Source organism: Lysinibacillus mangiferihumi, assembly GCF_003049665.1.
GTDB lineage: Bacteria > Bacillota > Bacilli > Bacillales_A > Planococcaceae > Lysinibacillus > Lysinibacillus mangiferihumi.
In genome coordinates, this window is sequence record NZ_PYWM01000049.1 from 1 (window position 1) to 18,715 (window position 18,715).

Sequence of the window (18,715 nt, forward strand, 5' to 3'; positions counted from 1 at the left end):
GTCGAATAGAGTCTAGTGATGATGGCAAAGAGGTCACACCCGTTCCCATACCGAACACGGAAGTTAAGCTCTTTAGCGCCGATGGTAGTTGGGGGCTTCCCCCTGTGAGAGTAGGACGTCGCTAGGCGCAAAAAGTCGCTGCTGATACACTCAGTAGTGGCTTTTTTTAATTTCTTTTAATATGTGAAATATGACTATAGAGAGGCCATTAAACATGGCAAACTGTAGATTCATTTAAAAAGAATGGAGACATTTCACCATAATGCGTGAAATGTCTCCAAAATTGTTTTTTAAACAGTAGTCGCACGTAATTCAATACGACGAATTTTGCCCGATGTGGTCTTAGGAAGCTCATCTAAAAAGACAATACTACGAGGGTATTTATATGGTGCTGTTAGCGCTTTAACATGCTCTTGAAGTTCTTTTATTAATTCGTCCTCATCACGCCCTCTAAAGCTCTCACGTAAGATTACAAACGCTTTTACTATATGCCCTCTAATTTCATCTGGTGCAGCAACAACTGCACATTCTTGTACAGCCTCGTGTTTGTTTAAAGCATCTTCCACTTCAAATGGTCCAATTGTGTAGCCTGATGAGATAATAATGTCATCTCCACGTCCTTCAAACCAGAAGTATCCATCCTCATCGCATTTTGCTTGGTCACCTGTAATATACCACTCACCTCTAAAGGCAGCTTGCGTGCGTTCAGGCTCACGGTAATATTCCTTGAATAAGGCAGGTGATGATTTATGGACTGCGATGTCTCCGACTTCTCCTACGGGTGCTTCATTACCTTCATGGTCTATAATACGTACAATATTTCCAGGTGTAGGAACACCCATAGAACCAGGTCGTAACTCTGTGTTTTCAAGCGTACCTATTAATAATGTATTTTCTGTTTGTCCATAACCATCTCGTACTTTCAGGCCGAAATTGTTCATAAATGTTTCAATAACTGGACGATTTAATGGCTCACCTGCAGAAACAGCACTTCTTAATGAAGCTAAGTTGTAATCTTTAAGATTATCAATCTTTGCCATAATACGATATTCTGTCGGCGTGCAACATAGCACATTGACTTTTTCGTCCTGTAGGAGTTGAAGATACGTATGAGGTTCAAAACTACCATGATAGACAAAAGCAGTTGCTCCTAACATAATTGTCGATAAAAATGGACTCCAAATCCATTTTTGCCAGCCCGGTGCTGCAGTAGCCCAGACTAAGTCCCCTTCACGTACACAAAGCCATTTGGAAGCTGCTGTTCGAATATGTGCATAGCCCCAGCCATGAGAGTGAACCACCCCTTTAGGTTTACCCGTTGTGCCTGAAGTATAAGATAGGAATGCCATATCATCGCGTTTTGTCGCAACAGCTGTAAAGCTTGTAGGTTGCTTTTCAGCTAATGCATCTAAAGAAATCCAATTGTTCGTAGCGTTGCCAATTACTAATTTATTATCCAAGGCTGCGACGGAAGAAGTAATTTTATCTACTTCACTAGTGAAAGCCTCGTAGGCAATAACAGCAGTTGCAGAAGAGTGTTCCATACGATATTCTAAATCACTTGCGCGTAACATCTCTGAACAAGAGATCGGAACGATACCTGCTTTTAAACAGCCAAGGAAAACAAAATAAGCTTCTGGTAGGCGGGGAATAATGACTAAAACACGATCCCCTTTTTGTAATCCTCTCTCCGTAAAAGCATTCGCGTATTGATTCATTTTTTGAATAAGATCGGCATAAGAAATTGTACGTCGGTTTTGTTGTGCATCCAACCATCTTATAGCTTGGCGATCACTATCTTGGGAGAATTTCTCTAATTCCTCCGTGATGTTGTAAAGCTCTGGTGCAATTAAATCCTTTGTTACCATATGAACATTCCTCCCCAAAACAAATTTGAAAATTCGTAAAACTATTTATATTTTATCAATTACAATAATATACAGCAAGAATATTTGGTACATTAAATAGAAATATTAGATTTAATAGAGAACTATTGAGGTTTGATATACGTGAATTCGAAAATTATGCAATAAATTATATAATTTTGTTGAAAAAGTATTGCATAATTTAGAATGCTTGCTATAATAATAAATGTACTTAAGAGGTTGTTAAAACCAAATTAAATAGTATTGTTCCGAAGTAGCTCAGTTGGTAGTAGCACCTGACTGTTAATCAGGTTGTCGCAGGTTCGAGTCCTGCCTTCGGAGCCATTTTTTTGCACTTTTTTAACTAATTTATAATTTTAAAAAGAAATTTTTAAAAAATACTTGCATCAAAATGAAAATGATGTTAATATAAATCTTGTCTTGTTTGAGACATAATAAATGGCCCCTTGGTCAAGTGGTTAAGACACCGCCCTTTCACGGCGGTAACACGGGTTCGAATCCCGTAGGGGTCACCATTTTCAAAGCATCGTAGTAATGCATAGGCTTAAAAAGATAAATAAACTGTGAAGAAATAACACCTGTTTCTATGGAGGATTAGCTCAGCTGGGAGAGCATCTGCCTTACAAGCAGAGGGTCGGCGGTTCGAGCCCGTCATCCTCCACCATATAGTGTTTTTTCGGAGGGGTAGCGAAGTGGCTAAACGCGGCGGACTGTAAATCCGCTCCTTAGGGTTCGGCGGTTCGAATCCGTCCCCCTCCACCAGTTTTATTTATTTAAATGATTGGGGTATAGCCAAGCGGTAAGGCAACGGATTTTGATTCCGTCATGCCTAGGTTCGAATCCTAGTACCCCAGCCATTTTTTCTTTTATGAGCCATTAGCTCAGTTGGTAGAGCATCTGACTTTTAATCAGAGGGTCGAAGGTTCGAGTCCTTCATGGCTCACTTTTCTATATATTAAATTCAAAAGTGTAACATTAACTACAGATACTAATCTCTTGCTGAAAACGGCAGGAGATTTTTTTACGTATTTGATGAATAAATATACGATTTATTGTTGGGTTGAGCCAAGTGTATTGTAGGCTTTACAATAGTCTTATCACCAAAAGGGGGTATAAAAACATGAATAAACAACAAGTATCAATTATTGGAGTACCAACAGATTACGGACAAACACGAAGAGGGGTTGACATGGGGCCAAGTGCAATTCGATATGCGGGCGTTGTAGAGCGATTAGAGGCAATCGGACACGAGGTACATGATCAGGGAGATATACTTGTTAGTCATAAGCATGATAGTAAAGAAGTTGATAAACAGCTATTAAATTTAGAGGAAGTTATAGATATCAGTACCACATTAGGTAACCAAGTACATGAAGTGTTAGAGCAAAAAAAATTTCCGCTTGTATTTGGCGGCGACCATAGTATTGCAATCGGTACGCTTGCAGGACTGGGTGAGCACTTCCAAAACCTAGGTGTTATTTGGTTTGATGCACATGCCGATCTGAATACACCTGAAACAACACCATCTGGTAATATTCACGGTATGCCACTTGCGGTTAGTATTGGGTTGGGTCATGAACGTCTTGTGCAAATTCGCAACTATGCACCAAAGGTTAAGCCTGAAAATGTCATTATTATCGGTGCACGTTCAGTAGATCCGGGGGAACGTGAGCTAATTCGCCAACAAGGTATTAAGGTCTATACAATGCATGAAATTGATCGACTTGGTATGACGCGTGTGATGGAAGATGCAATCGCTTACTTACAAGAACGTAAAGTAGACGGTGTACATTTATCGCTAGATTTGGATGGTCTAGACCCGCTTTATACACCAGGAGTGGGAACGCCGGTGCCTGGCGGTATAACGTATCGTGAAAGTCATTTAGCAATGGAAATGCTACAAGAATCAGGGATGTTAACATCTGCTGAATTTGTTGAGGTGAATCCTATACTAGACGAGAAAAATAAAACGGCAGATGTGGCAGTAGCATTAATAGGTTCTTTGTTTGGTGAGACACTAGTTTAATGTAAATTGTGAAAAAAATGTTTATCGCCACATCGTTTAAAAAACTTTTGTTATAATTGAATATAAATTGAAACTTTTCTTATAGTCGGGTCGTATAGTATAAGACAGTTGTAAAGGTGGAGAATTAAACACAATGGATGCGTTAGTAAATAAGAGAATAAAACAAGTGCTTAAAGGCGATCAAAACGCATTTGCCGATATTGTGAGTCTCTATCAGCACAAACTGTACCAAGTATGCTACCGAATGTTAGGAAACAAGCAAGAATCTGAGGATATTGCACAAGAAGCATTTGTTCGCGCTTATATGAACTTGCATACTTTTGATCAAAAAAGAAAATTTTCGACGTGGCTTTATCGCATTGCAACGAACCTCTGCATAGACCGTATTAGAAAGAAAAAGCCGGATTATTATTTAGATGCGGAGGTAGCTGGTACAGAAGGGCTCGATATGTACTCACAGATTGCAGCAGATGACCAACTACCGGAGGACCAGTTAGAGCAGATGGAGCTACAAGATCGTATTCAATATGAGATTGGACGATTGCCGGATAAATATCGTTCAGTTATAGTATTGAAATATATCGAAGAATTATCGTTACAGGAAATCAGTGAAATTTTGGATATGCCTCTTGGGACAGTGAAAACGAGAATTCACCGCGGACGCGAAGCATTACGAAAGCAATTAAACAATCTGTAGGAGGGGGAGCGTCATGAATATTTGTCCAGAGCATATTATTGATTATATGCATGATTATTTAGACGGTGACATTAGTCGTGAGCATGAGCAAGAGTTGAAACAACATTTGCAATCATGCGGTGATTGCAAGCAATTGATGCAAGAATTGAGTGAAACGATCGCCTTTGTGAAGAGTGCTTCCCATATTACAGCACCTCCGGATTTCGAAGCTGCGGTGATGGCACGTTTACCGAAACCCAAAAGTCGTGTAGGTATGCAAAAATGGATTCGTCGTCATCCGTTCTTTGTGGCAGCAGCAGTTTTCTGTTTATTTATGAGTGCTACTTTACTAGGTAGTTTCATGGATGATCAAAACTTCTCGGTCTCCAAACAACCAAACCTCGTTGTAGAAGGACAAACGGTTATCGTTCCAGAAGGTGAAGTCGTAAAAGGCGATATCGTCGTCAAAAATGGCGACTTAGTTGTTGAGGGTGAAGTAGATGGCAATGTAACGATTATTAATGGTCAGTATATGGCATCTTCAGCAGTCGTTTCAGGCAATATCGAGGAAATTGACGAAGCATTTGAATGGTTATGGTATACTATCAAAAATTCCGTCAAGGCTGCAATGACATTTGAGGAAAAAGAAACTAAATAAAACTCTATACGTCCTACATGGTAGTGCACGGTAGAGGATGAAAAGTCTACTCATATGGGTAGACTTTTCATTTGAAAAAAGTTACATTTGAAAAGAATGTGCTATACTTAAATGTGTATGGATTCGCAATGAAAAGTGGGGGATGCCACGTGCAAATTATCGAACAATTCACGGATTTAACACCAGTGAATATTGCTATTAACTTCATAGATGTACTGCTCGTTTGGTACGTTGTTTATAAAATTTTAACCCTCATTAAAGGGACGAAAGCTGTCCAACTATTGAAAGGCATTTTCGTCATAATTATTGCACGTATCGCAACAGACTTTTTAGGGTTAGAAACTTTGGGGTGGATGCTAAAGCAAGTAATCGAGTTTGGTTTCTTGGCCATCATTATCATCTTCCAACCGGAAATACGACGAGGTCTAGAACAAATTGGACGAGGAAAGCTTTTCCAACGTTCGACAAGTCAAGAAGAAGAAGAGCAAACAAGACTGATTGAGGCCATGAAGAAGTCGGTTAGCTATATGGCAAAACGGCGAATTGGTGCATTAATTTCTATAGAAAAAGACACAGGCTTGAATGAATATATTGAAACGGGAATAGGTCTAAATGCAGAAGTTTCTTCTGAATTGCTTATTAACATTTTTATACCGAATACACCATTACATGATGGTGCAGTCATTATGCAGAAAGATAAGGTTACAGCAGCAGCTTGCTATTTACCACTTTCGGAAAGTCCGTTTATTTCAAAGGAACTTGGTACACGACATCGTGCAGCTCTTGGGCTTAGTGAAGTAACAGATGCGATTACGATTATCGTATCAGAGGAAACGGGAGCTATTAGTATTACGTTAAATGGAAATCTACATCGCAATCTTTCTCTAGAGGAATTCGAAACACTGTTACGCAAAATGTGGTTCGGATCAGCACAAGAATCGAATGCAGCCTCTAAGTTGACTTGGAGGGGGAAAAAGAATGGATAAAATGATGGATAGCCCATGGGTATTGCGAATCATTGCGCTTTTTCTAGCGTGCTTACTATTTTTCTCTGTTCGGACTGAGTTAGCTTCTACAGATAAAACTGCGATGACTGAACAGGTTGAAGTCATTCGAGATGTACCCGTAGAGGTTTATTATGATGATGATAGTCTTATCGTGACGGGTATTCCAAAAACAGTAAATGTCACGGTAAGGGGACCAAAACAAATCGCTTTACAAGCAAAATTAGTGAAAGATTTCTCTGTATTTGTAAATTTAAATGATTTATTAATTGGTCAGCATAACGTTGAACTACAATACGAAAATATTTCTGATAAGTTGCAAGTGACGCTAGACCCAGCAAAAGTGAATGTAAATATAGAGGAAAAAGTCACGCAAGAGTTCCGTGTAGATCCAGAAATGAATAATCGTTTAATAGATGAAGGATATTACTTAAAAGGAATGTCTGCTAACCCCGCAACTGTGTTTGTAACAGGGGCAAAAAGTGCTATTGAAAGCATTAGCTATGTGAAAGCGACTGTCACGGGTGAACAAGGCTTGAAACAACCTTTCTCTCAAGCGGCGGCTGTTAAAGTATTAGATCGCGATTTAAATAAATTAGATGTGATAATAGAACCAGAACAGGTTAAGGTACGGGTAGATATTGCTGAATATAGCAAAGAACTTCCTGTTACGATAAAGGAAACGGGCAAAGCAGCAGAAGGGATTACCATTAATCAATTAACCCTTGATACTACTAGCTTAAGGCTATTTGGCAAGAAATCCATTATTGATGTTTTAACCGAAGTACCTGTTGAAGTGGATTTATCAAAAATTACGGAATCGAAAACGTATGAATTTGATGTGAAATTACCAGAGGGTGCGACTAAAGTATCTCAACAGAAAGTTAAAATTAAAGCGAATGTTACAAAGGCAGAGAAAGCCGAAAAGGTAGATCAGGTGGATCCAGTAGAACCGACGGAAAAGGAAACGATTGCTAATCCTACTGAGACAAATCCTGAACCTGTGACAGAAGATATTGATTCTTAAACAATAACTGACTATAATTTTAACTTGATTCATATATGAGATTTCCTGTCTCTACAAATTGTGTGATCCAGCAAAGCGAAAATGCTGACGAACATAAGGGCTCAAGTTAGCACTTGTATAATTCCGTTATAGTGAATATGCGACACTTGAGTACCAACATCTTTTTGCCTTAGAGCCTCTGAAAGTGATTTAAAGAGGCCTAATACTAGTAGATAAATAAAAAATAGACTTTTCCAAAAGTAAGCAGACGAGCCGTCCGATTGTCCGCAGGAAATAAGCATGATGCGGTCGTCTTGCATTGAAGGAGAGAACAATTAGAATGGGTAAATATTTTGGAACAGATGGCGTCCGTGGCGTCGCGAATAGTGAATTAACACCGGAGTTTGCATTTAAACTAGGCCGTGTAGGTGGCTATGTTTTAACAAAGGATGCAACAGGGCGTCCAAAGGTATTAATTGGTCGTGACACACGTATTTCAGGCGAAATGCTTGAAGGTGCACTAGTAGCTGGGCTTTTATCAATTGGCGTAGAGGTAATGCGTCTTGGTGTAATTTCTACACCAGGTGTTGCTTATCTTTCCCGAATTATGAGTGCAGATGCAGGCGTCATGATTTCAGCTTCACATAACCCAGTTGCCGACAATGGCATTAAATTTTTTGGTCCCGATGGTTTCAAGTTAACTGATGCTCAAGAAGCAGAAATTGAAGCAATTCTTGATGCTCAAGAAGATACATTACCACGTCCAATCGGTGCAGATCTAGGCATTGTAAGTGACTATTTCGAAGGTGGACAAAAGTATATTCAATACCTAAAGCAAACGGTAGATGAAGAATTTGATGGTATTCATGTAGCGTTAGATTGCGCACATGGTGCAACATCATCATTGGCAACTCATTTATTTGCCGACTTAGAAGCAGACATTTCAACAATGGGTGCTTCCCCAACAGGTCTGAACATTAATGACGGTGTTGGTTCAACACATCCAGAAGGGCTTGCTGCATTTGTGACTGAAAAGGGTGCAGATGTTGGTTTAGCATTCGATGGAGATGGCGATCGTCTTATTGCAGTAGACGAAAAAGGTAAAATTGTTGACGGTGACCAAATTATGTTTATCATTGGTAAACACTTAAATGCAGTTGGTCGTTTGAAAAAGCAAACGATTGTCTCAACAGTGATGAGTAATATGGGCTTCTACAAGGCTGTTGAAGAAAACGGCATGCATAGCGTACAAACGGCTGTAGGCGATCGTTACGTTGTGGAAGAAATGCGTGCTAATGAATACAATCTTGGCGGAGAGCAATCTGGTCATATTGTTTTCTTAGACTTTAATACAACGGGTGATGGCTTGCTAACAGGTATTCAACTCGTTAGTATTATGAAAGCTACTGGCAAAAAGTTATCAGAGCTTGCAGCAGAAATGACAATCTTCCCACAACGTTTAGTCAATGTACGTGTAACAGACAAGCATGCAGTGACGGAAAATGCTAAGGTTGCAGCTGTAATAGCAGAAGTTGAATCAGATATGGCTGGAAACGGTCGTATTTTAGTACGTCCTTCTGGCACTGAGCCACTTGTTCGTGTAATGGTGGAAGCTGCTACAGAAACGGACTGCGAAATTTATGTAGAACGCATTGCCAATGTAGTACGTACGGAAATGGGTTTAACAGAATAATTATAAATTACGCGATCTCCCACTATTGGGAGGTCGTTTTTTTATGTTTGAAATTTTTGAAGGAGGGAAGTATAAAACAGAGTCACAATAAACAAGGGGTGTTTAATTTATATGGCTAAAATTGCAACAGTAATAACAGATATGTTTGAAGACGTGGAGTACACAAGTCCAAAGGCAGCATTAGAGGCTGCCGGGCATGAGGTCATTACAATTGACATTGAAGCAGGAAAAGAAGTTGAAGGTAAACATGGTGAAAAAGTGAAAATTGATAAGGGAATCGAGGAAGTTCATGCTTCAGAGTTTGATGCACTGTTTATTCCAGGTGGCTTTTCACCGGATATTTTACGTGCAGATGATCGTATTGTAGCCTTCGTCAAAACGTTTATGAATGACATGAAGCCAACCTTTGCAATTTGTCACGGGCCACAGCTACTTATTACTGCCAAAACATTAAATGGACGTGATGCAACAGGCTATAAATCCATACAAGTAGACTTGGAAAATGCAGGTGCTATTTTCCATGACGAAGAAGTATTTGTTTGTCAAAAGCAATTAGTAACAAGTCGTACACCAAAAGATTTACCAGCTTTTAACCGAGAAATTGTGAAATTACTTGCAAGCAAAGAGAGCTAATCGTCGTTCCTTTTTTAGAGGCTAGGCTAGGACATAACCTTAAAATCTTAAATAGAGGTACATTGGTGTTGATAAATTTTCGCTAAGAAATAATAAATTTTAAAAAAGGCGGTGACTCCTGCTCAGAACGCACACAGCGTAAGACGCGGGCATTCTGCAAGTTAGCGAGGGTTGCGGCTTACGTGTTTACCTGCGGAAAGCACCGCCGAAGCGGACAACAACGGCACAGCAAAAAAGTGTTAGATTGATGGCGGTCAATCTAACACTTTTTCTCTTTTGTCCCAGCCATTTTGCTATTGATTATACAATCATGCTGGCATTTCTCATCTTACACCTTGATAGTTTGTCACAAAAAAAGTAGCTAAGGGTTATTTTTAATAACGAAAATTTGACGAATAGCATATGATTGAGTATTATGGAGAAGCTGACGGCTTGGGTAACCTTGTCCGCTTAGCAAGTGCTAAAGGAGGAAAGGAAGCACAAAAATCGGAAAACAATTATAGCGCCTGAGCTGAAGAAATTGGACGAAGACATCTTCAGCAGACGAGGTGGAGGTTTATCGAAAATTCGGCGGATGCCTCCCAATCGACATACCCGATTGTCATTTTTCATTTTGAAAGCATTTGAGTGATTGAATGTACAGAAAATGGAGAAGGTATAAGTAGAGCAATAGATAAATAGGAAAACTTCACGTATCGAGCAAAGCACTATTTTAGATAGCTGAAATAGTCCGAGGACGTGCGCGCATAAGTATGTTTATTTTCGATTTGAAAATAAGCGGTACTGTATACGCCCACCGAAAAATTTCGATAGGCTGAGGTCTAGTTTGTCATTGCGTTAATATGACAATATCGGAGGAAATATAATATGTGTGGAATTGTAGGATATATTGGTGAATCAGATGCTAAGGAAATTTTATTAAAAGGTTTAGAGAAGCTAGAGTACCGTGGCTATGACTCAGCAGGTATCGCTGTACGCAACGAAGAAGGCGTAACAATCTTCAAGGAAAAAGGTCGTATCGCTGATTTACGTGGAGCAGTAGACGAGGATGTAGCGGCTAAGGTAGGGATCGGTCATACACGTTGGGCAACGCACGGAGTACCTAACCGTTTAAACGCGCACCCTCATCAAAGCGCATCAGGTCGTTTTACGATTGTGCATAATGGTGTGATTGAAAACTATCATTTATTACAAAAAACATACTTAAAAGGCATCCCAATGAAATCTGACACGGATACAGAAGTAATCGTGCAGTTAGTAGAGCTATTTGTGAAAGATGGACTGCAAACAGCAGAGGCATTCCGCAAAACATTATCTCTACTACACGGCTCTTATGCACTGGCATTATTAGATGCTGAAGCGGCTGATACAATTTTTGTGGCGAAAAACAAATCACCACTTCTTGTAGGTGTAGGCGATGGTTTCAATGTAGTTGCATCAGATGCGATGGCAATGCTACAAGTAACTGATCAATTTGTGGAATTACACGATAAAGAAGTCGTTATCGTGCACAAAGGTAGTGTGCAAATTACAAAATTAGATGGCACAGTAGTAGAGCGTGCACCTTACACAGCAGAGCTTGATATGAGCGATATTGAAAAAGGTACGTACCCTCACTATATGTTAAAAGAGATGGATGAACAGCCAACAGTTATCCGTAAAATCATTCAAGCATACGAAGGCGAAAATGGCGATTTAACAATTGATGCTGCTATTTTACAAGCATTGCAAGCTGCCGATCGATTATACATTATTGCTGCCGGCACGAGTTACCATGCAGGTTTAATCGGTAAACAATATTTCGAGAAAATGGCTGGTATTCCGGTAGAAGTGCATATTTCAAGTGAGTTTGGTTATAATATGCCACTACTTTCAGAAAAACCGCTATTTATCTTTATTACCCAATCAGGTGAAACAGCGGATAGCCGCCAAGTACTTGTGAAAATTAAAGAGCTTGGGTATCCAACATTAACGATTACAAACGTACCAGGTTCAACGCTATCACGTGAAGCAGATTATACACTATTATTACATGCAGGTCCTGAAATCGCTGTAGCTTCAACAAAAGCATATGTAGCGCAGGTGGCAGTACTTGCACTAGCAGCATATGTGACAGCAAAAGCAAGCGGTAAAGGCTTAGAATTTGATTTAAAACAAGAGCTTGCAATTGCGGCCAACGGTATTCAAACAATTATTGATGCAAAAGATGTATTAGAAGACATCGCAGAGGACTACTTAAAAATTGCACGCAACGCTTTCTTCATTGGTCGTAATATCGACTTCTGTGTAAGTCTTGAAGGTGCTTTAAAACTAAAAGAAATTTCATATATTCAAGCGGAAGGTTTTGCAGGTGGCGAACTAAAACATGGTACGATTGCTTTAATTGAAGAAGGCACACCCGTTTTCGCCCTTGTCACACAAGAAGCGGTAGCCTTAAATATTCGCGGCAATGTCAAAGAGGTAGCTGCACGTGGAGCATACCCATGCATTATCGCTATGGCGGGCGTAGACGAAGACGGCGACCGTCTAGTTATTCCGCATGTTAACGAATACTTAACACCACTTGTTTCAGTTGTGCCATTACAGTTAATTAGCTACTATGCGGCACTACATCGTCGTTGTGACGTTGATAAACCTCGTAACTTAGCTAAATCAGTAACTGTGGAGTAGGGCATAGAGCTGCGGGTGTTATGTGAGTTATAACTAATACTGTCACAATTTATAATTACATTTGTCATAAGAATATAAGATGTTGTGACATCTGAGGAAACCATTGATACAGTATTACAGTACAACTTGTCGCTGTATCAATGATTTAGGCTTTCCTAGAGTTTCTTTAGATGTACCAAATTGATGCTTTTACATTTAAATATTATAGCCGAAATTATAATTAATAATGACATTTAATCGATTTCGGTAGTAACAAACTGTTTGTTCCGAATAAGGTTGTTTAAATATGGAAGTTTAACATCCGTTTACTTATAATTAATATAAGTCAGCGGATGTTTTTTTATATACTTTAAACTGGGTTATTATAGAAATTCATTAGCTATTGACAACAAAAAAACTCCAATCATTCGAACCAAGTCAGGTTAATCAACTTGAAAAACTTTAATTCAACTACTTTTTTTATAAAAATTTGTGATCATACTGCTCCCATTTTTCAATGGAAAGCAAATTGAATTCTTTTTAAAAACAAATTAGATATAACAGTTTATAAATCACTAAAGGAGTTGGTTAATATGGATGAGAACACTTTTAGAAAAGCTTTAAAACATGCGGCCGTAGCGAAAGAATTATCTTCTGATTTTGACACTCGTATAAGTTATTTTATAGAAGATTACACCTATGCCTTCACATTAAATGATAGAGCAAAGCGTTTGATTATATTAAAACGCTTAAGGGATGAACTTAATGGTTACTTCATCAAAATATACCAGGTGATACTTAGTGGAACAAATCTATATAAAAAGGAAAAAAAGCGTATAAAGGATCGCAGTAAAATGATGGAGGTTTTTATGGATGATATTAGTATTCTAGATGACGCTATAGAAAAATTAAAACATCCAAGAAATTTTTCGGGGCATCCGATTGCATATCAGTTAAATTTAGAAATTTTTAAGCAAGAGGAATTTATAAAAAAGGTTTTACTGAAAGTTGAAAAGAAATTAAATGAACTCCTTGAAGTTAGTGAAGAAATTATTTTAAGAGAGAAAAGCAAACAAGAGAAATAGTTAGAAAATAAATCGAAAGCCGTAAATTCTAAAACAAAATTACCTAATAATAAAATCGTAGTCAACAATTAATCATTTGGACTAGGCTATAAATTAAGATTTATAGTATAGTTATATATATTTATTGTTATTACATTTTTTTACTTATAAAAGTGTTGTTTCAAATGCTGGGAAAATTCGAACTTGTTTCCCACAAGGTTAAAAATAAAGTTTAGAGGAGTAATTTGATTTGAATACGACCAAGTTAACAATCAATATCCAAAAGTTTTACAATGACCCCCATGAAACAGAGTATGTTCCCTTCCAATCTCCATCAGCTGTGGAAGAAGTGAAAAAGCAATTAGCTGATAGGTATCATGAGGATTTACCTGGTTTAGTAACCATTACCTTTAATAATGAACTTATCTTTGGAGAATATGGACATACGGAAGATCTCTTTATTACGTTACATTGTTTAGTTAGTGCAGCCATCACAAAGATTCAAGACTCACCAGAAAAGATTATTTTACTTGATAACGGGATTGACGTGTCCTTAGAAAGACAAGGTAAGGATGCACAATTTATCTTTGAAAGTAATACGATTACTTATGGACACGAAATTAAAAAATCTCCCCTAATCCCTGTAGAATTGTTAGTGGGTGAGATTATAAAGGTTTCAAAAGAATTCATAAAGTTTTGTCAAGATGCAAACCTTCGAATAAACGAAGATTCATCTTATTATGCTATTCTTGAAAAATTAAAGACAGCGGAGAAAGAATAGTACTATTTATTTACAAGGTAAATTGGTGCACAAGGTGTTGTTGCTGATGCAATTAATGCTCTATACGCTGGTAGTGCAACAGTTAGTGGTAATACAGTAGTGGTTAAATCTGCTACTACAGGTGTAGGTTCTGTTTTTCAAGTAACTTCTCCAACATCAGACTATTTCTTAACTATTACTTCAAATACTGGTGTTAACGCTGTAACAACTCTAGTAGCTGCAACTAAAGCCTTCACAATTTCAACTGAAATTGCTGCAGGCGAAATTGTGGTTATTGACAGTGTAGCGTACACTGCTGTAACACATAACTACTTCAGCTGCTAAAAAATTTGTTGTTGAAACATCAACAGCAGGTACATCATTAACTAAAGATCAACAAGCTACTAATTTTGCAGTTGCAATTACTGCAGGTGGTTTCTCTGCTTTACTAAGTATTCGTATATTTATTGATTTGGTTCATCGTGGTTCTTAATAGAAATATTGATTTAAATTTTATAGCTATTGTAGCTCAAACCTTATTTACCACGGGGATAATTGTAAATCATATAAAATTGGAAATCCTCAGCAACACATGTAAGCAACTCTTCAATGAGTTTAGACAATTTTTTTAAACAATGATTTAATTTAAATATTAACGAGAATGCTGTTGCTTTCATACTTAATCTTGTTTTTCGATATGAAACACTAGTCGCAATTACAGGGATTCATTTATCAAGTAAAATCTTAAAAAAGTTAAATCCAACTGTTTCTAATGAATGGGAAACAATTAAAAGGAATTTACATTTATAAAGTGATTTGAGGTATTTCTATGCCTAACTTCCTTGTCATTGAACCTATTTAGGCTAATTGTCGGTAAGTCTTGACTTTTTTACTATCGACTTAAAGTTTATATTGGAGAACATATATATAAACTAGATTAATTTACTAAAATAAGTTAAAACATTTTATTGATTTTGATTTATTGTATAATGATATAACAGAGGCATATAGTAACGCTATTCTAAAGAAGATGAACGGTGAAGTGTGAAAACTGATAAATCAAAATTACACCGAGAAGCCATTGCATTGCTTGCTAATCATGTGTTGACTAAGGACGAATTGCAAAACATTCAACTGGAACTCTTGTTTAATCCAAAATCAAACATATTAAAAAGAAAGATTGTTTAATCAGATTGATTAAAATTCCTGTGTTGATATGCAGGATCTTTTCTTATTCGACAATCGGCCATATTGTTGAACAACACCAAAAGAATCTGGATATCATTTTTTTGAAATTTAAGGGGTAAGTTGAAGAGTCAACTTACTAAATAGAATAAATGCATCGAAACATTTGTTTCGATGCATTTGTTTTATAATCTATTGTATGTTACATCAAAAGTTCTAAACACTCTTAAATATCCAGTAATTGTAAATTTATTATTATTTGTAGTATTTTTAGACCATGTTTATAAAGTATATCGCTCCATTAAAGAATTTAATTCACGATTTAATTCCGTAAGTTTTTCAGCAGCATTAGCAACATCAGCAATTGCTTTAATTTGCTCATCTATGGAAGATGCAATTTCCTGTACTGAAGCAGCCGTCTGTTCTGATACACTGGACGCACTTTCTATTCCTTCACTCATCAACTTATTATAGGATGTCATAACATCCATTTCTTTATTTACTGCTAATATCGATTCGACAATTTGTTTAACAGAATCAGACATCTGATTGAATTTACTTTGTGTTAGAACGACATCATCATTTAACTTTTTAGTAGTCTTCATTGTTCCTTCTACAGTTTCAACTGTTTTAGTAGTTTCTGAAACAATGGACAAAACGACTCCTTGTACTTGGTGAGTAGCATTTTTTGATTGTTCTGCTAGTTTCCTTATTTCATCGGCAACAACTGAAAATCCTCTACCATACTCACCTGCTCTTGCTGCTTCAATACTCGCATTTAAAGCTAGTAAATTTGTCTGTTCTGCGATTGTTTCAATTGTTTCCATTACCTGTGTGATTTGATTTATTTTACTATTTAAATTATTAATTTCATAACTGACTTCTTCTGATGCTGCTAATGCATCATTGTTTGATTTTTGTAGTTCATGAACTATTTCAATTCCCTCGGATGATATTTTTTCTGCATGTTTTGTAATGTCGTACATAACTTTACTTTGTTTCTCCGTGGTATCTATAGAACTTGATAATAGCTCTACTGTTCGGTTTATCTTGTCCAAATCATGGGCTTGTTCTTGTGTACCAGTAGCAATTTCGGTAATTGCTCTGCCAACTTCATCACTACTAGCAGATGTTTCTTCTGAAATTGCTGATAAGTTAGTAGCTGATTCTAATAATTGGTCACTAGTATTTTTAGTATTTTCGACGAGCGTACGTAATTGCTGGGACATTTTATTAAAAGCAATCGCCAGTTGTCCAATTTCATCATTTGATTCAGGAAGATTGGTAACCATTATATGACCATCCGCAATTTTTGTTGATGTTTCAGCTACTTCTTTTAGTGTATTTATTTTCCTCCGAATAACTAAATAAAACACAAGTGAACTTAAAATAATGAGTACAACTGTTGCACCAAAGATTATATATTGTAAAATGTTTAATCCTTCATAAAATTCATCTTGAAAAACAGCAATTCCAATAGTCCAATCCCAAGGCTCAAAATATTCTGTATAGGCTGTTTTATCTTTAAAAGAACCATCTAGCTGTCTGTCAGAATAAACGACATATCGATCTGATTTATTTTTGGACTTGCCGCCTGCAACTATCTTTTCTCGATTACTTCTGTTAAGTTCATCGGCAGGAGCTCCACCTATTTCAGAAGGGTGGAGTTGTAACACTAAATCCTCATCAAAAGCTAATATATAACCATTTTCTTTGTAAGTAAAATGGGATTTTTTATAATCGTAGTCTCCCTTATCATTTACTGGTCCATTTAGAATATTTCTCGCTTTTTCTTTTCCTTCCGCTAGTGTTATTTTGCCACTTTCCACTTCTTCATTAATCAATTCTAATGAAGTATAGGCCCCCTCGACAATGCTTTGTAGTTCTCTTTGACCTGATTCTAAGAGCTGATTTTTGGCAACAAAATAACTTGTTGAGCCGATAATCACAACTGTTACAAGTATAATAATTGTGATAAGTAGCATTAACTTCCCTGAGATGCTTCGTAACTGTAAATTTTTCTTCATCATTTGCTTCCTCTCACAACTATATATAGTTATATTTCGACAATAATCTATATAATTCAATAGTATCGAAATTGTTTTTTATATCAGGACAATAGATCTATGGAAAGCGAGGAGCAATTTCTTCTTTTTTATAAGAATCTCATACTTAGTTAGATAGATTAACTCCATTTTGATCAATCTTTTTTCAAAATGGAGTTTTGAATTTGCTGATAAATAGATGGTGAAGGATATTTTTAATCAATCTTTATTCTTAGAAACTTCACAATCATCATTAATTTTTTTAGGTTTAATGCTAGGAAGCATATCAGCTATGGAGGTATCACCCCAAAATGCACTAGTTGAAACTATTGTTGAGGAAGATAATCAGAATGAACAAGGGGTTCTCAACCCAGAAGTACTGAATGCCTTTTGATACAATTTTCAATGAAGAAAAAAATAAAATAAATAGTAACTTATCTAGAATTAGTACAACAAATGAAGTTGATATTTATAAAATTGTAGGCGAAAGAATCGCTAACTTTATGGAAATGCAGGAAAACGGATAGGGCGAATCCCTACAAGGAATTGCACTTTATTCTATTTATGATGACCTGTCTAGCATCATCAATGATAAATTAGGACCGACTGAACAAAAAGTATTCAAATCAAATCTTGCAATGGGTGTATATGTATCGCGGATGCAAAACTAGAACGAGACAGTGCAGAAAATAATTACATGGATTTACATTTCCATACAACATACTTCTCACAAAAACTTGTGACAGACGTCACAGAATTCAAATGTACAAACAACGAAAAACTCTATTTGAGTCCAATTATGGGTTTATATAACGGTGAAATTTTGGGCTATATAGTGTCTAAACGCCCTACACTTGATTTCGTTGAAACAAGCACCCCTAATTATTCAAGATAATCCCTTTATCGTACAACGATTTACTCGGATAAGGGATGGCAATATCTACATCATTTATGGGTGATGACATTAAAGCGAAACAAGATTTTCCAAAGCATGTCTCGTAGAGCAACCTGTACAGAAGATGCGGCGCCATACCTCTCCGGACTCATTTATAATTTAGATTTCATTTTTCCAAAGAAATTCTCCATAACAGAATTGTCGTAACAGTTTCCTTTACGAGACATACTTTGAACAATCCCTATTAATTCTAGGGCGCGACGATATTTTTCCATTTAATAATGCCAACCTTAATCGATTATTTAAAGCTACTATTCTTATTGATTGTCTATGGAGGTTACTTCGGTCAAATACATTAGAAATATACTTTGAGTATTAGGTTTAACTTTTTAAAAAAAGATACATACTCCTAGATTATTCATCAACATATACAAAATCCCACGGAAAAGCTTATTTGTCAGCTTTTCTGTGGGATTCTCTTTTTCACTTAAAAGATGAAAAAAGAATCCATTTCTGTTAAGGTTATTGCGACTAA

15 protein-coding genes, 6 tRNA genes and 1 rRNA gene are annotated in these 18,715 nt (G+C 36.9%); 20 read left to right on the forward strand and 2 right to left on the reverse strand.

What is annotated here, in order from left to right:
• Window positions 1-11 precede the first annotated feature (11 nt).
• Window positions 12-127 (forward strand): 5S ribosomal RNA (rrf, locus tag C9J37_RS25380).
• A 163-nt stretch (window positions 128-290) separates the two neighbouring features.
• On the opposite strand, the gene mbcS is transcribed toward rrf, so the two are convergent.
• A complete protein-coding gene (mbcS, locus tag C9J37_RS25385; protein ID WP_024364065.1) occupies window positions 291-1,868 on the reverse strand; it encodes an acyl-CoA synthetase MbcS in 1,578 nt (525 codons plus the stop codon).
• Window positions 1,869-2,133: 265 nt separating this feature from the next.
• Here mbcS and C9J37_RS25390 point away from each other — a divergent pair.
• The 17 genes from C9J37_RS25390 (at window position 2,134) to C9J37_RS25470 (ending at window position 14,400) form a co-directional block, all read left to right on the forward strand.
• Window positions 2,134-2,210 (forward strand) — tRNA-Asn (locus C9J37_RS25390).
• 116 nt (window positions 2,211-2,326) lie between these two features.
• A tRNA-Glu gene (locus tag C9J37_RS25395) sits at window positions 2,327-2,401 on the forward strand.
• A gap of 73 nt (window positions 2,402-2,474) precedes the next feature.
• Window positions 2,475-2,550 (forward strand) — tRNA-Val (locus C9J37_RS25400).
• 14 nt (window positions 2,551-2,564) lie between these two features.
• Window positions 2,565-2,648 (forward strand) — tRNA-Tyr (locus tag C9J37_RS25405).
• Window positions 2,649-2,668: 20 nt separating this feature from the next.
• A tRNA-Gln gene (locus tag C9J37_RS25410) sits at window positions 2,669-2,743 on the forward strand.
• A 13-nt stretch (window positions 2,744-2,756) separates the two neighbouring features.
• A tRNA-Lys gene (locus tag C9J37_RS25415) sits at window positions 2,757-2,829 on the forward strand.
• Between the two features lie 177 nt (window positions 2,830-3,006).
• Window positions 3,007-3,912 (forward strand): arginase, encoded by a 906-nt coding sequence (gene rocF, locus C9J37_RS25420; protein ID WP_107897641.1) that lies wholly within the window; start codon window positions 3,007-3,009, stop codon window positions 3,910-3,912.
• 133 nt (window positions 3,913-4,045) lie between these two features.
• The gene (gene sigW / locus C9J37_RS25425) at window positions 4,046-4,609 is read left to right on the forward strand and encodes an RNA polymerase sigma factor SigW (RefSeq protein ID WP_107897642.1); all 564 of its coding nucleotides are present in this window, start codon (window positions 4,046-4,048) and stop codon (window positions 4,607-4,609) included.
• A 13-nt stretch (window positions 4,610-4,622) separates the two neighbouring features.
• On the forward strand, window positions 4,623-5,246 hold the full coding sequence (locus C9J37_RS25430; RefSeq protein WP_107897643.1) for an anti-sigma factor family protein: 624 nt from the start codon (window positions 4,623-4,625) through the stop codon (window positions 5,244-5,246).
• A gap of 149 nt (window positions 5,247-5,395) precedes the next feature.
• Complete coding sequence (cdaA, locus tag C9J37_RS25435) at window positions 5,396-6,232, forward strand: diadenylate cyclase CdaA (protein ID WP_024364062.1); 837 nt, start codon at window positions 5,396-5,398, stop codon at window positions 6,230-6,232.
• Window positions 6,225-7,277: a CdaR family protein gene (locus C9J37_RS25440; RefSeq protein WP_107897644.1), complete on the forward strand. Its 1,053-nt coding sequence runs from the start codon at window positions 6,225-6,227 to the stop codon at window positions 7,275-7,277. Before cdaA ends, C9J37_RS25440 begins: the two co-directional genes overlap by 8 nt.
• Window positions 7,278-7,596: 319 nt before the next feature.
• Window positions 7,597-8,949, forward strand: a complete 1,353-nt coding sequence (gene glmM, locus C9J37_RS25445; protein ID WP_024364060.1) for a phosphoglucosamine mutase — start codon at window positions 7,597-7,599, stop codon at window positions 8,947-8,949.
• A gap of 111 nt (window positions 8,950-9,060) precedes the next feature.
• The gene (locus tag C9J37_RS25450) at window positions 9,061-9,582 is read left to right on the forward strand and encodes a type 1 glutamine amidotransferase domain-containing protein (RefSeq protein WP_107897645.1); all 522 of its coding nucleotides are present in this window, start codon (window positions 9,061-9,063) and stop codon (window positions 9,580-9,582) included.
• 867 nt (window positions 9,583-10,449) lie between these two features.
• Window positions 10,450-12,252 (forward strand): glutamine--fructose-6-phosphate transaminase (isomerizing), encoded by a 1,803-nt coding sequence (glmS, locus tag C9J37_RS25455; protein WP_069508274.1) that lies wholly within the window; start codon window positions 10,450-10,452, stop codon window positions 12,250-12,252.
• 572 nt (window positions 12,253-12,824) lie between these two features.
• Window positions 12,825-13,316 carry a hypothetical protein gene (locus C9J37_RS25460; protein WP_107897646.1) on the forward strand — a complete coding sequence of 164 codons (492 nt, stop codon included), beginning with the start codon at window positions 12,825-12,827 and terminating at the stop codon, window positions 13,314-13,316.
• A 229-nt stretch (window positions 13,317-13,545) separates the two neighbouring features.
• Window positions 13,546-14,076 (forward strand): hypothetical protein, encoded by a 531-nt coding sequence (locus C9J37_RS25465; protein WP_107897647.1) that lies wholly within the window; start codon window positions 13,546-13,548, stop codon window positions 14,074-14,076.
• 99 nt (window positions 14,077-14,175) lie between these two features.
• Window positions 14,176-14,400, forward strand: coding sequence for a hypothetical protein (locus C9J37_RS25470; protein ID WP_107897648.1), 225 nt, complete (start codon window positions 14,176-14,178; stop codon window positions 14,398-14,400).
• Window positions 14,401-15,521: 1,121 nt separating this feature from the next.
• Here the strand turns inward: C9J37_RS25470 and C9J37_RS25475 are convergent.
• Window positions 15,522-17,270, reverse strand: a complete 1,749-nt coding sequence (locus C9J37_RS25475) for a methyl-accepting chemotaxis protein (protein ID WP_107897649.1) — start codon at window positions 17,268-17,270, stop codon at window positions 15,522-15,524.
• Window positions 17,271-17,484: 214 nt separating this feature from the next.
• Here C9J37_RS25475 and C9J37_RS25480 point away from each other — a divergent pair, with 214 nt between their 5' ends.
• Both C9J37_RS25480 and C9J37_RS28590 read left to right on the forward strand, forming a co-directional pair.
• Complete coding sequence (locus C9J37_RS25480) at window positions 17,485-17,679, forward strand: hypothetical protein (protein WP_107897650.1); 195 nt, start codon at window positions 17,485-17,487, stop codon at window positions 17,677-17,679.
• Window positions 17,669-17,812, forward strand: coding sequence for a hypothetical protein (locus C9J37_RS28590; RefSeq protein ID WP_167397432.1), 144 nt, complete (start codon window positions 17,669-17,671; stop codon window positions 17,810-17,812). The genes C9J37_RS25480 and C9J37_RS28590 overlap by 11 nt, the downstream gene beginning before the upstream one ends.
• Window positions 17,813-18,715: the final 903 nt, after the last annotated feature.

Bases quoted from the DNA above. Each gene is read 5' to 3' on its own strand.
- C9J37_RS25450 (WP_107897645.1), top strand. From the start codon at position 9,061: ATGGCTAAAATTGCAACAGTAATAACAGATATGTTTGAAGACGTGGAG.
- C9J37_RS25460 (WP_107897646.1), top strand. From the start codon at position 12,825: ATGGATGAGAACACTTTTAGAAAAGCTTTAAAACATGCGGCCGTAGCG.
- C9J37_RS25475 (WP_107897649.1), bottom strand. From the start codon at position 17,270: ATGATGAAGAAAAATTTACAGTTACGAAGCATCTCAGGGAAGTTAATG.
- rocF (WP_107897641.1), top strand. From the start codon at position 3,007: ATGAATAAACAACAAGTATCAATTATTGGAGTACCAACAGATTACGGA.
- sigW (WP_107897642.1), top strand. From the start codon at position 4,046: ATGGATGCGTTAGTAAATAAGAGAATAAAACAAGTGCTTAAAGGCGAT.
- glmS (WP_069508274.1), top strand. From the start codon at position 10,450: ATGTGTGGAATTGTAGGATATATTGGTGAATCAGATGCTAAGGAAATT.
- C9J37_RS25440 (WP_107897644.1), top strand. From the start codon at position 6,225: ATGGATAAAATGATGGATAGCCCATGGGTATTGCGAATCATTGCGCTT.
- C9J37_RS25480 (WP_107897650.1), top strand. From the start codon at position 17,485: ATGGTGAAGGATATTTTTAATCAATCTTTATTCTTAGAAACTTCACAA.
- mbcS (WP_024364065.1), bottom strand. From the start codon at position 1,868: ATGGTAACAAAGGATTTAATTGCACCAGAGCTTTACAACATCACGGAG.
- C9J37_RS28590 (WP_167397432.1), top strand. From the start codon at position 17,669: ATGCCTTTTGATACAATTTTCAATGAAGAAAAAAATAAAATAAATAGT.
- C9J37_RS25430 (WP_107897643.1), top strand. From the start codon at position 4,623: ATGAATATTTGTCCAGAGCATATTATTGATTATATGCATGATTATTTA.
- glmM (WP_024364060.1), top strand. From the start codon at position 7,597: ATGGGTAAATATTTTGGAACAGATGGCGTCCGTGGCGTCGCGAATAGT.